The 13,783-nt window shown below is 63.5% G+C and carries 13 protein-coding genes and 1 pseudogene; 10 read left to right on the top strand and 4 right to left on the bottom strand.

The window, feature by feature from the left end; translation table 11 throughout:
- Position 1 precedes the first annotated feature (1 nt).
- Positions 2-1,000: a nicotinate-nucleotide--dimethylbenzimidazole phosphoribosyltransferase gene (locus NKH60_RS22655; RefSeq protein WP_352873418.1), complete on the bottom strand. Its 999-nt coding sequence runs from the start codon at positions 998-1,000 to the stop codon at positions 2-4.
- Between the two features lie 197 nt (positions 1,001-1,197).
- Between NKH60_RS22655 and NKH60_RS22660 the strand changes: the two genes are divergently transcribed.
- Together NKH60_RS22660 and NKH60_RS22665 are read left to right on the top strand one after the other, a co-directional pair.
- Positions 1,198-1,431, top strand: coding sequence for a DUF1289 domain-containing protein (locus tag NKH60_RS22660; RefSeq protein WP_352471906.1), 234 nt, complete (start codon positions 1,198-1,200; stop codon positions 1,429-1,431).
- 13 nt (positions 1,432-1,444) lie between these two features.
- Positions 1,445-2,149, top strand: a complete 705-nt coding sequence (locus NKH60_RS22665; protein ID WP_352540527.1) for a TIGR02281 family clan AA aspartic protease — start codon at positions 1,445-1,447, stop codon at positions 2,147-2,149.
- Between the two features lie 8 nt (positions 2,150-2,157).
- Here NKH60_RS22665 and dusA read toward each other — a convergent pair whose 3' ends face one another.
- Positions 2,158-3,150, bottom strand: a complete 993-nt coding sequence (dusA, locus tag NKH60_RS22670) for a tRNA dihydrouridine(20/20a) synthase DusA (protein WP_352873409.1) — start codon at positions 3,148-3,150, stop codon at positions 2,158-2,160.
- Between the two features lie 197 nt (positions 3,151-3,347).
- Positions 3,348-4,019 carry a GntR family transcriptional regulator gene (locus tag NKH60_RS22675; RefSeq protein WP_352448871.1) on the bottom strand — a complete coding sequence of 224 codons (672 nt, stop codon included), beginning with the start codon at positions 4,017-4,019 and terminating at the stop codon, positions 3,348-3,350.
- 140 nt (positions 4,020-4,159) lie between these two features.
- Between NKH60_RS22675 and NKH60_RS22680 the strand changes: the two genes are divergently transcribed.
- The 8 genes from NKH60_RS22680 (at position 4,160) to NKH60_RS22715 (ending at position 12,980) form a co-directional block, all read left to right on the top strand.
- Positions 4,160-4,747, top strand: coding sequence for an amino acid synthesis family protein (locus NKH60_RS22680; RefSeq protein WP_352766565.1), 588 nt, complete (start codon positions 4,160-4,162; stop codon positions 4,745-4,747).
- Positions 4,740-6,539 carry an alpha/beta fold hydrolase gene (locus NKH60_RS22685; protein ID WP_352873411.1) on the top strand — a complete coding sequence of 600 codons (1,800 nt, stop codon included), beginning with the start codon at positions 4,740-4,742 and terminating at the stop codon, positions 6,537-6,539. Before NKH60_RS22680 ends, NKH60_RS22685 begins: the two co-directional genes overlap by 8 nt.
- 5 nt (positions 6,540-6,544) lie before the next feature.
- On the top strand, positions 6,545-7,603 hold the full coding sequence (locus NKH60_RS22690) for an LLM class flavin-dependent oxidoreductase (protein ID WP_352471911.1): 1,059 nt from the start codon (positions 6,545-6,547) through the stop codon (positions 7,601-7,603).
- Positions 7,600-9,075, top strand: coding sequence for an aldehyde dehydrogenase (locus NKH60_RS22695; RefSeq protein WP_352873413.1), 1,476 nt, complete (start codon positions 7,600-7,602; stop codon positions 9,073-9,075). The genes NKH60_RS22690 and NKH60_RS22695 overlap by 4 nt, the downstream gene beginning before the upstream one ends.
- 83 nt (positions 9,076-9,158) lie before the next feature.
- Complete coding sequence (locus tag NKH60_RS22700; protein ID WP_352646106.1) at positions 9,159-10,178, top strand: ABC transporter substrate-binding protein; 1,020 nt, start codon at positions 9,159-9,161, stop codon at positions 10,176-10,178.
- Positions 10,179-10,244: 66 nt separating this feature from the next.
- Positions 10,245-11,105: an ABC transporter permease gene (locus tag NKH60_RS22705; protein WP_502896503.1), complete on the top strand. Its 861-nt coding sequence runs from the start codon at positions 10,245-10,247 to the stop codon at positions 11,103-11,105.
- 1 nt (position 11,106) lies between these two features.
- The gene (locus tag NKH60_RS22710) at positions 11,107-11,907 is read left to right on the top strand and encodes an ABC transporter permease (protein ID WP_352873415.1); all 801 of its coding nucleotides are present in this window, start codon (positions 11,107-11,109) and stop codon (positions 11,905-11,907) included.
- Entirely contained in the window at positions 11,904-12,980 is a 1,077-nt protein-coding gene (locus tag NKH60_RS22715) for an ABC transporter ATP-binding protein (RefSeq protein WP_352815620.1), read from the top strand. The genes NKH60_RS22710 and NKH60_RS22715 overlap by 4 nt, the downstream gene beginning before the upstream one ends.
- A 594-nt stretch (positions 12,981-13,574) precedes the next feature.
- On the opposite strand, the pseudogene NKH60_RS22720 reads toward NKH60_RS22715, so the two are convergent.
- Positions 13,575-13,783 (bottom strand): annotated as a pseudogene (locus NKH60_RS22720) (hypothetical protein); the annotation flags it as partial.

Raw genomic sequence — 13,783 nt, forward strand, 5'->3', positions numbered from 1 at the left:
CTTAACCGCGGACCGCGGCTGCCATGCCGGAGCTGGTCAGCGCGGCCGCCCTGACCAGGCCGGCGGCAAGAGCCGCCCCTACCCCCTCGCCTTGACTGACGCCCAGATCGAGCAGCGGGCGAAGGCCGAGGCGCTCGGCGGCCTTGGCATGGCCAGACTCCGGCGACAGGCTTGCGAGGACACAATGATCGAGCGCCGCGGGGTTGACGGTATGTAGGACACCAGCGGCCGCAGTCACCGCAAACCCATCGAGCAGCACCGGGATCTTCTGCATCCGCGCCGCCAGAATGGCGCCGCAGATCGCTGCGAATTCCCGTCCACCGACCCGGCGCAGCGCTTCCAGCGGGTCCTTGAGGCTCGCGCCGTGAAACGCGATCGCGGCATCGACCACCTCCGCTTTGCGCCTCTGCATCACGGTGTCGGCCCCTGATCCAGGGCCGATCCAGTCGGCGCCAGTGCCTCCGAACAATGCCGTGCAAAGGGCCGCAGCGACAGTCGAATTGCCGACGCCGAGGTCGCCAAGGCAAAGCAGGTCGGTACCGCCGGCAATCGCTTCCATGCCGAAGGCCATGGTGGCGGCGCAACCGCGCTCGTCCAGTGCCGCATCCTCGGTAATGTCGGCTGTCGGAATGTGCAGAGCCAGATCGAACACCTTCAGGCCGAGATCGTTGGCGATGCAGATCTGGTTGATTGCTGCACCGCCGGCGGCGCAGAGCTCGACTGCATTTGCCGTGGCGGCGGCCGGGCGCGGCGAAATGCCGTGGCGGGTGACGCCATGATTGCCCGCAAAGATCGCCACCAATGGCCGCGTCACCGCCGGCGGCGCGCGGCCGCTCCAGCCGGCGAGCCACGCGGCGATGTCCTCGATGCGGCCAAGCGAGCCTTTGGGCTTGTCTGCCTTGGCAAACAACTGGCGCACGCGGGCCTTGGCCGCCATATCTCCCGGCGGCAGGCTCACCAGGAGGTCGCGAAAATCGTCGAAAGGCAGCGCGCTGGTCATGTCGATGGCGATCGTCCGTGTGAATTGTTGAGCGGCATAGCCGCCTTGGCCAGCCGGCACAACCTCAAGCCGGCACAACCTCCAGGCCTGGTACAACTTGGCGGTATTAACGCGAAAGCATTCATTGGCGGCGCTTCCCGGAGGGCTTGCATTGACTTTGTCGTTGCACCATGTGGAGGCTAGTCAAGGAAATCCTTATGACGGCCATTGAATCCCCGTGCATCCTGGTCTGCTCGATCGATATGAAAACCGGCTTCTGTTTCGGTTGCGGGCGCACGCGCGCGGAAATCGCTGCCTGGATCGACATGACCCCGCAAACCCGCCGCAGCGTCATGGCCGAGCTGCCGGCAAGGCTGGAAACGGTCGAGCGACGCCCCCGCCGGGAAACCCGTCGCAGCCGCATGGCACGCGAACGCGACGCCCTCTCGTGAACCGGCCGCAGAGATGAACCGACTGCTGTGGATTCTGATCGTCGCGATCGGGGCAGGTGTACTCCTGCTCATGCTCAACGATTCCGCCGGCAGTACATTCGGCATTGAGAATTACGATTTCAGCCAGCTGATCTGGCTTAGCGCTTTAGCGGCGCTCGTCGGCGCCGGCCTGCTCAGATCGGGCAGGCCGTTAGGCACCATGGCCCGCAGCCTCGGCGCCTGGGGCGCAATCGTGCTGGCGCTGATCGCCGGCTATCAGTACCGCTATGAGTTGCAGGATTTCGCCAGCCGCGTCACCGCCGGCCTTGTTCCCGGCAGTCCGCTGGCGCTGGGCGTGGAAGAAGGCCATGCCACCGTCACCCTGGACAAGGCCGGCAGCGGCCATTTCGAAGCGCGCGTCACGATCAACGGCACGCCGATCCTGACGGTTGTCGATACCGGCGCGACCAGCACCGTTCTGACCGCCGAGGACGCGCTGGCGGTCGGGTTCAATTCGGCGGCTCTCCGCTTCACCATACCGATCTCTACCGCCAACGGCATGACACGCGCGGCGGCGGTGCGAACCGACGAACTGTCGATCGGCGGCATCGTGCGCAAGGACATGCCCATCATGATCGCCGCACCCGGCACGCTCGGCCAGAGCCTGCTCGGCATGAATTTCATCGGCTCGCTATCGGGCTTCGACGTACGTGGCGATCGCATGATTTTGCGGGATTGAGTTTTTCCTCAGGCCGCCTCTGCGGTCCGGCCGAAATCGACCTCTGCGAAAGCCGCCTTGAGCACCTGCGGTCCGGCACCCGGCCTTGTCGCATCGGTGGACAGGATCTGCCGATAGCGGCGTGCACCGGGCAGGCCGTGAAACAGCCCGACCATGTGCCGGGTGACATGCCCGAGGCGTCCGCCCTGCTCGATATGGCGTGACGCGTAATCCGCCATGGCATCGATCAGTGCGACAAAATCGAACGACTCAGCTGTGCTGCCGTAAAACGCGGCATCGATGCCGGTGAGTATCCCTGGCGTGTGATAGGCGGCGCGGCCGAACATGGCGCCATCGACATGGTCGAGATGCGTCAGCGCCTCTGCGAGAGATTGAATACCGCCATTGATGCCGATGAATTTGTTTTGTTTTCTCGCTTTCAGCCGATAGACGCGGCCATAGTCGAGCGGTGGGATGTCACGATTTTCCTTTGGGCTCAGTCCTTCCAGCCAGGCCTTGCGGGCGTGCACCCACAGCGCGTCGGCGCCGGCCGCGAAAACACCATCGGCCAACGCATCGAGTGCCGGTTCCGGATCCTGCTCGTCGACGCCGATGCGGCACTTGACGGTAACCGGTATTTTCACCGCCGCCTTCATCGCCGCGACGCAATCCGCGACGAGCACGGGCGTCTTCATCAGGCAGGCGCCGAAGGTGCCGGACTGGACGCGGTCGGACGGGCAGCCGACATTGAGGTTGATTTCATCATAGCCGAAGGCTTCGCCGATGCGCGCCGCCTCGGCCAGCTTTCCCGGACCGGCGCCGCCGAGTTGTAGCGCCACCGGATGTTCGCTGTCGTCGAAGCCGAGCAGCCGCTCGCGTGCGCCGTGGATGACCGCATCGGCGACCACCATCTCGGTATAGAGCAGCGCCTCGCGCGTCAGCTGGCGATGGAAGAACCGGCAGTGCCGGTCCGTCCAATCCATCATCGGCGCCACGGCAACTTTGTGGCGTAACATATTCATTTTACTACTTTTTCTGTCTTAGTCCGTCCGATACTCCGTTCGAATGACAGAGCAATTTGGCAAAAGATGCACACCCAGCTAACCCGATATACGATTTTGCCGCCGCAACTGAAAGCACATTGGCATGTCACACATGTCACTGTACGCACCAGTTAGATGCCTAGCCGTGGGACGATGGACCGCCGCCGGCATACCAGTCAGCCAAGGCGAAGTGTGTTGCGGGCGATCTGCCACGCGGATTCGACATGCCGCCGCGCCGCCTCCTCCGCCTCGTCCGGCCTGCGCGACCGGATTGCATCCATGATTTCGGTCATTTCGGCGATCGCCGGCTCGCGGCGGTTCTCCGACGCGATCGTCATTGAGCGGAGCTGGTTGATGCGGACATTCAGCCCCGTCACGATTTCCCAGGCAATGCGCTTGTCCGCCGCCTCGAACAGCGTTTCGTAGAACTTGGTCGTTGCCCGCATCACCTCGACAGGCGCACCGGACGCCCACGCCTCAAGCAGGTTCGTCAAGGCGGCATCGAGCAAAGCGATCTGCGCGTCCGTGGCCGTTAGGGCGCAAGCCCGCGCCGCGATGCCCTCGAGCAGCGCCCGCAATTCATAGATTTCGTCGGTGCGGCCGAGATCCGGCTTGGCCACGGCGGGTCCGTGGCCCGGTATCATCTGCACCAGGCCTTCCGCCTCCAGCTGCCGTAGCACCTCGCGCACGACGGAACGGCTTACCCCGAGCTGATCGCATAGCGGCCGCTCGACCAGCCTTTCGCCAGGCTGGAAATGGAAGCCCATGATCGCCTCACGCATGCGCTCCAGCGCCAGCGTCCTCAGCGTCTTGGCAGAGCGGTCGATCCGCAGCGTATCGCCTGACATTTTCTCTCCCTACCCCGATCCGGCCACAAAACAGATTCCATAGCCGATTGACAAGGCTTCTGGTGCTCCATAGTATGGTATACCATAAGATGATGTAAAGATTTCGGCGTTGCACAGCGCCGCGGCGACCGAGGACTTTCATGAAACCAGCCATTCGAAAGATCGTCACCTACATCGAGAACACGCTAATCGAGGGCGGCAAGGAAGCCCCAAAACCGCTGCGTCTGATCGGTGTCGCCGCTGTGCTGACAAATCCTTGGGCCGGCCGCGGTTTCACCGACGACCTGTCGCCGGAGATCCGCGCCATTGCTCCCGTCCTCGGTGAACTGCTGACCCGCGAGATTATCGCCGTTGCCGGTTCCGGCGAGGCGATAGAGGGCTACGGCAAGGCCGCGGTCTGCGGCACGGAGGGCGAGATCGAGCATGCATCGGCGCTGATCCATACGCTGCATTTCGGCAACCATTACCGTCGCGCGGTCGGCGCCAAGACCTATCTCGCCTTCACCAATCTGCGCGGAGGGCCGAACACCCCGATCATGATCCCGCTGATGGACAAGAACGACGAAGGCCGCCGCTCCCACTATCTGACCGTACATTTCCAGATCGGCGACGCGCCCGCGCCCGACGAGCTGGTGGTGGCGCTTGGCGCTTCGATTGGCGGCCGCCCGCACCATCGTATCGGCGACCGCTATCAGGACCTCAAGGAGGTCGGAGACCTGCATGGCTGACGTCGCTGCCACCGCATGGGTCCGGGACACGGCTCCGGACGGCACCGGCTTCATCCGCGCCGGCTCCGGCGCGCCGGTTCTGCTCATCCACGGTGTCGGCATGAACGCCGCAATCTGGCACGATCAGATCGTGGCGATGAAACACCATCATAACCTGATCGCCATCGACATGCTCGGCCACGGCGTTTCACCGCTGCCGCCGGAAGAAGCCAGCCTGTCGGATTTCGCCGATCAGGCGGTTCGCCTTCTCGACCATCTCGGCGTGGCGTCGGTGTCGATCGTTGGCCATTCGATGGGCGCGCTGGTCGCTCTGGAGATCGCCCTTCGCACCCCATCGCGCGTTCGCTCCATCGTCTGTCTCAATGCGGTATTCCGCCGCCCCGCGGCCTTGGCGCAGGCCGTACGCGAGCGTGCGGCCGCGCTCGGCACCCATGGCAACCCTTCCGCCATTGCGGCTACGCTTGCCCGCTGGTTCGGCGACCCGCTGCCGGCGAATCTTATCGGGGCGGCCTCTACCGCGCGCGCCGCCCTTGAAAGGGTCGACCCCGAAGGCTACGCGCGCACCTATCGCCTCTTTGCCCATGCCGACGCCGAGCATGCCGATGCCCTCCCCGGTCTTGCCGCGGCGGCTCTGTTCATGACCGGGTCGCAGGACAGCAATTCGACCCCGGCCATGTCGGCGGCGATGGCGAGGCTTGCGCCGCACGGTCAATGCCTCGTGCTCAATGGAGAAAGGCACATGATGGCAATGGCTTCACCTGAAAAAGTGACCAAACACATCATGGAATTTCTCGACACGGCAGGAGACGCTGGCGTGAAGCCGGAGACGGATGCAGTCTTTGACAGCGGCGAATTCCGGCGCGCGCTCGGCTCGTTCCTGACCGGTGTCACCATCGTCACAACGATCGGAGCGGAAGGCGAACCGCGCGGCTTCACCGCCAACTCCTTCACCTCGGTCTCGCTCGAGCCGCCGCTGGTGCTTGTCTGCATCGCCAAGAGGGCCCTGGGGCACAGTGCTTTTTCGACATCGAGAGGTTTCGCCATCAACATCCTGTCGGAGGACCAGAAGGCCCATTCCGGCATCTTCGCTTCCAAAGCAGCGGACAAGTTCGCGGCCGTGGCCTGGCAGCCGGGCCGAACCGGCAATCCGCTGATCGACGGCTCCGTTGCAGTGTTCGATTGCGGCATGGAGCAGCTGGTCGATGCTGGCGATCACTCGATCCTCATCGGCCGCGTCCACGACTTCAGCCACAACGGAGCCCAGCCCCTCGGTTATTGCAGAGGCACCTACGTCACGCCCGGCCTCAGCCAGGAGGCGCTGGCGGCGGCGCCCCCCGATACGGAGGTCGGCGCCATTCTCGAGAACGAGGGCCGTGTGCTGTTCTTCGCAACGGCCGACGGGTTTCATGAATTGCCTGCGGGGCGCGGACTGGGCACGCCCAACGATGCGCGCAGCCTCAAGGGGCGCCTTGCCGCCAGGGCCATAGACGCGCAGCTCGGCTTCCTTTTCGCGGTGTGGGACGATGCCGCCGAACCCTGGCGCACGCATGTTTATTATCGCGGAACGGCCGAGGGGTCCTATTCCGACGATCGCCAGATGCGGCTTGTCGACATCGAGCAGATCGCCGATCTGGAGATCGCCGATCCCGCGGTGCGTTCGATGCTTGCCCGCTATGCGCGCGAACGCACGGAAGATGCATTCGGCGTCTATGTCGGCAACGAGGTCGAAGGCGAAGTCCGGCCGCTCGCCAAGTCCACGCCTTCTCAAATTTCTCTTTCCGGCCGCGGGTGAAGCCGATGAAATTTTCGCTTTTCGTCCACATGGAGCGATCGGATCCGGCCAAGCCGCATTCCGAGCTTGTTGGCGAGCTGGAGGACCTGGTTGTCCAGGCCGAAGAGGCAGGGTTCGAGACTGCCTGGATCGGCGAGCATCACGGCATGGAATTCACCATCTCGCCGAACCCGTTCATCAACATCGCCTGGCTCGCCGCCAAAACCAGGCGCATCCGGCTCGGCACCGGAACCATCGTCGCGCCGTTCTGGCACCCGATCAAGCTTGCCGGCGAAGCAGCGATGGCCGACGTCGTCACCGGCGGCCGTCTCGACATCGGCATTGCGCGCGGCGCCTACGCTTACGAATACCAGCGACTTTTCCCAGGCCTCGAGGCCTGGGGTGCCGGCCAGCGTATGCGCGAGATGGTGCCGGCGCTCCGCGGCCTGTGGGATGGAGATTTCGAACTCGCCGGCGAGTTCTGGTCGTTTCCTTCAACCACCTCGTCGCCCAAGCCGCTGCAAAAGCCTTATCCGCCGATCTGGGTGGCCGCACGCGATCCGAACTCGCACGACTTTGCGGTTTCCAGCAAATGCAACGTTCAGGTGACGCCGCTTGCCTCCGGCGATGGCGAAGTGGCCAGCCTGATGGAGCGTTTCAACGCGGCGTGCAATGCCCACCCCGACGTACCAAGGCCGGAGATTATGCTGCTGATGCATACTTTCGTCGCCGAGGATGCAGCGGAGGCTGACCGGCTCGCGCAGGATCTGTCGCAGTTCTACTGCCAGTTCGGCGCCTGGTTCCAGAACAAGAAGCCGGTGCACCAGGGCATAATGGAAGCGCTGACCGAAGACGAGATCGCGGCCATGCCGCAATATGCGCCTGACAAGATCAGGCAGAACCTGGTCATTGGCGAAGCCGACGAGGTGATCGCCAGGCTGAAGGCCTACGAAGCGCTCGGCTACGATCAGTATTCGATCTGGATCGACAGCGGCCTTTCCCATCGGCGCAAGAAGAAATCGCTGCAGCTCTTCATCGACAGGGTGATGCCGGCCTTTTCCGAACCGAAAGCCGGATTGCGATGAGCACCACTCAATTCAGGAACTATATTGACGGCAGCTTCGTCGAAGTGGCGGCGACCTTCGACAGCGTCGATCCCTCGACGGGCGCGCCATGGGCGAAGATGCCCGCTGCATCGTCTGATGACGTCGACCGCGCCGTCGAAGCTGCTCACCGGGCGCTTGGCTCCGGCACGTGGCCGGCAATGACGGCAACGGCACGCGGCAAGCTTCTGGTGCGGCTCGGCGATCTGGTGGTCGCCAATGCCGACCGGCTGGCGGAACTCGAGACGCGCGATACCGGCAAGATCATCCGCGAGACCCGCGCCCAGATCGCCTATGTCGGCGACTATTACCGCTATTATGGCGGGCTGGCCGACAAGCACGAGGGCTCGTTTGTTCCCATCGACAAGGCCGACATGGAAGTGACCATCCGGCCGGAGCCAATCGGCGTCGTAGCCGCCATTGTGCCGTGGAACTCGCAGCTCTTCCTGTCCGCCGTCAAGCTCGGGCCGGCGCTGGCGGCCGGCTGCACCGTCGTTCTGAAAGCATCGGAAGACGGCCCTGCCCCGTTGCTGGCCTTTGCCGAACTCGTCCACGAGGCGGGATTTCCCGCCGGGACCGTCAACATCCTGACCGGCTTCGGCCACGATTGCGGTCACCGGCTGACCAGTCATCCGCTCGTCGCCCGCGTCGCCTTTACCGGCGGTCCCTCGACCGCTCGGCAGATCGTCAGGAATACGGCGGAAAACCTTGCCTTCACGACGCTCGAGCTCGGCGGCAAAAGCCCGGTCGTGGTGTTTGCCGATGCCGATCTGGACAGCGCCGCCAACGCGGTCGTTGCCGGCATCTTCGCTGCCACCGGCCAGAGCTGCGTCGCCGGCTCGCGGCTGCTGGTCCAGCGCTCCGTGAAGGACGATTTCCTCGCCCGGCTGAAGCGCAAGGCCGAGGCGATCAGGATTGGCGATCCGCAGGATCCCGCGATCGAAATGGGACCGCTCGCCACCTCGCGCCAGCGCGAATGGATAGAGAAGATCATTGCTGAAAGCCTGGCCGCGGGCGGGCAACTGGTCACCGGCGGCATCCGCCCCGCGGGCATGGCGGACGGCTTCTATTACGCGCCGACGATTATCGACGCGCCTGATCAGACCCTTGCCTGCGTGCGCGAAGAGCTCTTCGGCCCAGTGCTCTGTGTGCTAGCCTTCGACAGCGAAGCTGAAGCGCTTTCGCTCGCCAACGACACGAAGTTCGGCCTGGCGTCCGGCGTGTTCACCACCAATCTGGCAAAAGCCCACCGCATGGCGCGCGGCATCCATGCCGGCGTGGTCTGGATCAACACCTATCGGGCGGTCTCGCCGCTGGTTCCGTTTGGCGGCTACGGCCAATCCGGGCTCGGCCGCGAGGGCGGCCTCGATGCGATCCGCGACTACACGCGTTCGAAATCGGTGTGGATACGCACCTCTGACGACCCGATTCCCGATCCTTTTGTCATGCGGTAGCCGCCGCTGGCCGGAGATGCGCGATCAAGGCGAAAACGACCGATTGCGAACAGACAACAACGAAAACAACAGAGGAGAACGACATGAAACTGATCATCACCGGCTTCCTTGCCGGCTTTATTGCAACGACAGTTCTGGCAACGACGGCCGCAAAGGCCGAGGACATGGTCTTCACCAGCTGGGGCGGGACGACCCAGGAAGCGCAGACCAAATCCTGGGCCGAGCCGTTCACCGCTGCATCCGGCATCAAGGTCATGCAGGACGGCCCGACGGACTACGGCAAGCTGAAGGCGATGGTCGACAGCGGCAGTGTCAACTGGGACGTCGTCGACGTCGAGATGGATTTCGCCATCAAGGCGGCCAAGGACGGTCTGCTCGAGCCGATCGACTTCAAGACCGTGCCGAAGGCCGACCTCGATCCGCGCTTCACCACCGATCACGCCGTCGGCAGTTTCTACTATTCCTTCGTGCTCGCCTGGAACAAGGGCGCCGTTTCGGGTGAACCGGCCGGCTGGGCCGACATGTTCGACCTGACGAAGTTCCCGGGCAAGCGGACCTTCTACAAATGGTCGGCGCCCGGTGTCATCGAGATCGCGCTGCTGGCCGATGGTGTTCCGGCGGACAAGCTCTATCCGCTGGATCTCGATCGCGCCTTCAAGAAACTCGACACCATCAAGTCGGACATCGTCTGGTGGGGCGGCGGGGCGGAGTCGCAGCAATTGATCGCATCCGGCGAAGCAACGTTCGGCCAGTTGTGGAACGGCCGCGTCTTCGCACTGGACAAGGATGGCGCCGATGTCGGCGTCTCCTGGAACCAGAACCTGACCGCAGCCGACGTTCTGGTGGTACCGAAGGGTGCCAAGAACAAGGATACGGCGATGAAATTCCTCGCCGCGGCGAGCAGCCCCGCCGGCCAGGCCAAATTTGCCGAAGCCAGCGGTTATGCGCCGATCAACACCAAGGCCAAGGCAGAGATGCCGGCCGATGCCGTGAAATCGCTGCCCGACGCTCATGTCGACGGACAGATCAATCTCGACATGAACTACTGGGCCGCCAATCGCGACACCATCGCCGCGCGCTGGTATGCCTGGCAGGCGAAATAAGCCCGCCCCTGAACCGCAATGGACGAGACGGTTCGCGCCGTCTCGTCCCATAGCCGGGTCGCTGTCATGTCGGTCGAAACACGCCGGAACTTTGGAACGGTGCGGGTGCCGGCAGGTCTCAATGGCCTGCTGCCGGCCCTGATTCTGATTATGCTGTTCTTCGTCGTCCCCGTGCTGGCGCTGCTTTTGCGCAGTGTCACGGAGCCCGAGCCAGGCTTGCAGAACTATGCTGCCCTGCTCGGTGACGGCACCTATGCGCGGGTGTTCTTCAACACATTCCTGGTCGCGGCGTTGGTCACCATCGTCACGGTCCTTGTCGCCTTTCCGGTCGCCTGGATGCTGGCGATCATGCCTTCGGGACCGGCCTCGATCATCTTCGGCATCATCATTCTGTCGATGTGGACGAACCTGCTCACCCGCACCTATGCCTGGATGGTGCTCCTGCAGCGTACCGGCGTCATCAACCGGACGCTGATGACCATCGGCGTCATCGACCACCCGCTGCCGCTCATCAACAATCTCACCGGCGTCACCATCGGCATGGTCTATATCATGCTGCCCTTCATGATCCTGCCGCTGGTCGGCACGTTACGGGCGATCGATCCGATGACGCTGCGTGCGGCGTCGCTGTGCGGCGCAAGCCCTTTCCAGGCGTTCCGCCGCATCCTCGTGCCGCTGTCGTTGCCCGGCGTCGCCGCCGGTGGCCTGATGGTCTTCGTCATGTCGCTCGGCTACTTCGTAACGCCGGCACTGCTCGGCGGCACGTCGAACATGATGCTCGCCGAAATGATCGCGCAGATGGTCCAGTCGCTGCTCAACTGGGGGCTCGGCAGCGCCGCTGCCTTCATCCTGCTTGTCGTCACCATGGCTCTCTACGCGCTGCAACTGCGCCTTGCCGGTGCCAGGCGCATGAGCGGAGGCATCTGAGATGCTGCTCGACTATGACCGCATGGGTGGATTGCGGGTTGCCCTGCTCGGCTTCACCGCGCTGGTCGCCGGCTTTCTTCTGTTGCCGGTGGTCTTCATTGTCCTGCTCTCTTTCGGCTCGTCGCGCTGGCTGGCCTTTCCGCCGCCCGGCTGGACGCTCAAATGGTACCAGGAGCTTTTTGCCGATCCGGCCTGGCTCGACGCCGCGCTGACCAGCGCTCGGATCGCCACCATGACGGCGATCCTGGCAGTAGCGATCGGCCTGCTCGCCTCCTTTGCCCTGGTTCGCGGAAGGTTTGCCGGACGTGAGATCCTGCGCGGCCTGCTGCTGACGCCGATGGTGCTGCCCGTCGTTGTCTTCGCCATCGCCATCTACGCCTTCTTCCTTCGCCTTGGCCTCGGCGGCACCACCATCGGCTTCGTCATCGCCCACACCGTGCTGGCGCTGCCCTTCGCCATCATTCCGATCGCCACCGCGCTCGAAGGATTCGACAAGTCGATCGAGGACGCGGCAATCGTCTGCGGGGCAAGCCCGCTCGAGGCCAGGCTCAGGATCACCTTGCCGTCGATCCGGATCGGCATCTTCTCCGCCGCGATCTTTTCCTTCCTCGCCTCGTGGGACGAAGTCGTGGTGGCGATCTTCATGGCAAGCCCCAGCTTGCAAACCTTGCCCGTCAAGATCTGGGGCAGTCTGCGGTCGGACCTCAGTCCGGTGATCGCCGCTGCCTCCAGCCTGCTGGTCGGGCTGACGCTTGCCCTGATGGTGATGACGGCGCTGCTGCAGCGAAAGTTCCGGACATGACCCACCCTTTCCTCTCCATCCGCAATCTGCGCAAGGCGTTCGGGGCGATCGTCGCCGTGCACGACGTCACGCTGGACATTCCCAGGGGCGAGTTCCTGACCTTCCTCGGGCCCTCCGGTTCGGGAAAATCGACGACGCTCTACGCGATCGCCGGCTTTCAGGACCCGACTTCCGGCGATGTCTTGCTGGAAGGAAAGTCGCTGCTTGCGGTGCCCCCGCATAAGCGCAACATTGGCATGGTCTTCCAGCGCTACACGCTGTTTCCGCATCTGACGGTGGCCGAAAACGTCGCTTTTCCGCTGCGGGTTCGCCGCCTGCCGGACGCCGAGGTGAAGAAAAAGGTCGCCGACATGCTGGCCCTGGTGCGGCTCGAAAGCTTTGCCGGACGCTTACCCGGTGCGCTGTCGGGCGGCCAGCAGCAGCGCGTCGCGCTGGCCCGGGCGCTGGCCTATGATCCTCCGATCCTTTTGATGGACGAGCCATTGTCGGCGCTCGACAAGAAGCTGCGCGAGGAAATCCAGGGCGAAATCCGCCGCATCCATCGCCAGACCGGCGTCACCATTCTCTACGTCACCCACGATCAGGAAGAGGCGCTGCATCTGTCGGACCGAATCGCCCTGTTCAAGGATGGCCGCATCGAGCAGACCGGCACCGGCGAGGATCTCTATCTCAGGCCGGCGACCGATTTCGTCGCCGGCTTCATCGGCAATTCGAATTTCCTCGCCGCCGAACATCTCGGCACCACCAACGGCACGACAACGATCCGCATGACAGACGGTTCGGTCATATCCGGAGTCAGGGCCAACGGCACGTTCGGCAAAGGCCAGAAGACCAGGCTGATGATCCGGCCCGAAGCCTTTAGCATGGAGCGGAGCCCGGCGAGCGCGGAACTGAATGTCGAGATCGTCGACATCGCATTTTACGGCGAGCGCCGGCGGATCGTCGCGCGCATCGCCGCTGGACAGGAGGTTGACATCAGGCCGACCTCCGCCGCCATGCAATCGCAGGATGTGTGGCCCTGCAGCCGGCAGGTCTTTTTCGATCCTGCTGCTGCATTCCTGTTTCCGGCCTGACGAAGCCGCGGTGGATCGCCGCCCTTCAACGCTTCGCAGCGATGGAAGCGTGCTTGGGAACAAGCTGTGGTTAGGTCCATCATCAGCTTCGGCCAGCAAGCGCGCAACATGATCGACGCTGCAGTCGGCTGATTGGATGGCGAGCGCAACTCCTGTATCCATTGACAGTCGTCATGCTCGGTTGGAAGATGAAGAAGGTCAGCGGCGATAGCCATACGGGAAGGCAATGGTCCAACCGCCAGATACCGGACACCATCCTGGCAGCGTCGTCGCGGTCATCGTCATTTGTTTGATCATCGTTGCTTTGTTCTTCATAGGCTTCAGATACTCAAGGCCAGGCCAGGGTACCCTCGTTATTCCCGGCGGTACGCTGCAGCAACCGTGAATCCGACCCATTGGCGCTGACGCGAAGCCGTTCTCAGGCTGCCAAACGTGCCCGGCGGGACTGGGGGACGCCGCAGAATGGGCCGACGGTTCGCAGCCGGTCTTTTGCTTCCCGCCGCGGCATTCCTTTCCCGCCTAAACTAAACAACCAAGCCTGACCGGTGTGAGGTCGACCATACCAGGAGACGACGAGCGCTCAGCCACCAGGCACTAGACGGCCCTGATCAGCCGGAGCAGAGAAAGCGCTTCGAAAAAGGTCCCCTTGCGAAAGGCAAGATAGGTCGGCTCTTCGACACCATGGAACCGGCGCTTGAAGGCCGCCTGCCCCTGCAGATTGGATAGTGTGCTGAAGGTTCTGCAAAAAGTTTTGGAGAGAGAACGGGGCTTGCTCTGAGGGGCGAGCGGCCATGGCACGGTGG

The organism is Mesorhizobium sp. M1006 (assembly GCF_040318825.1).
GTDB lineage: Bacteria > Pseudomonadota > Alphaproteobacteria > Rhizobiales > Rhizobiaceae > Mesorhizobium.

Bases quoted from the DNA above. Each gene is read 5' to 3' on its own strand.
- NKH60_RS22655 (WP_352873418.1), bottom strand. From the start codon at position 1,000: ATGACCAGCGCGCTGCCTTTCGACGATTTTCGCGACCTCCTGGTGAGC.
- NKH60_RS22660 (WP_352471906.1), top strand. From the start codon at position 1,198: ATGACGGCCATTGAATCCCCGTGCATCCTGGTCTGCTCGATCGATATG.
- NKH60_RS22665 (WP_352540527.1), top strand. From the start codon at position 1,445: ATGAACCGACTGCTGTGGATTCTGATCGTCGCGATCGGGGCAGGTGTA.
- dusA (WP_352873409.1), bottom strand. From the start codon at position 3,150: ATGAATATGTTACGCCACAAAGTTGCCGTGGCGCCGATGATGGATTGG.
- NKH60_RS22675 (WP_352448871.1), bottom strand. From the start codon at position 4,019: ATGTCAGGCGATACGCTGCGGATCGACCGCTCTGCCAAGACGCTGAGG.
- NKH60_RS22680 (WP_352766565.1), top strand. From the start codon at position 4,160: ATGAAACCAGCCATTCGAAAGATCGTCACCTACATCGAGAACACGCTA.
- NKH60_RS22685 (WP_352873411.1), top strand. From the start codon at position 4,740: ATGGCTGACGTCGCTGCCACCGCATGGGTCCGGGACACGGCTCCGGAC.
- NKH60_RS22690 (WP_352471911.1), top strand. From the start codon at position 6,545: ATGAAATTTTCGCTTTTCGTCCACATGGAGCGATCGGATCCGGCCAAG.
- NKH60_RS22695 (WP_352873413.1), top strand. From the start codon at position 7,600: ATGAGCACCACTCAATTCAGGAACTATATTGACGGCAGCTTCGTCGAA.
- NKH60_RS22700 (WP_352646106.1), top strand. From the start codon at position 9,159: ATGAAACTGATCATCACCGGCTTCCTTGCCGGCTTTATTGCAACGACA.
- NKH60_RS22705 (WP_502896503.1), top strand. From the start codon at position 10,245: ATGTCGGTCGAAACACGCCGGAACTTTGGAACGGTGCGGGTGCCGGCA.
- NKH60_RS22710 (WP_352873415.1), top strand. From the start codon at position 11,107: ATGCTGCTCGACTATGACCGCATGGGTGGATTGCGGGTTGCCCTGCTC.
- NKH60_RS22715 (WP_352815620.1), top strand. From the start codon at position 11,904: ATGACCCACCCTTTCCTCTCCATCCGCAATCTGCGCAAGGCGTTCGGG.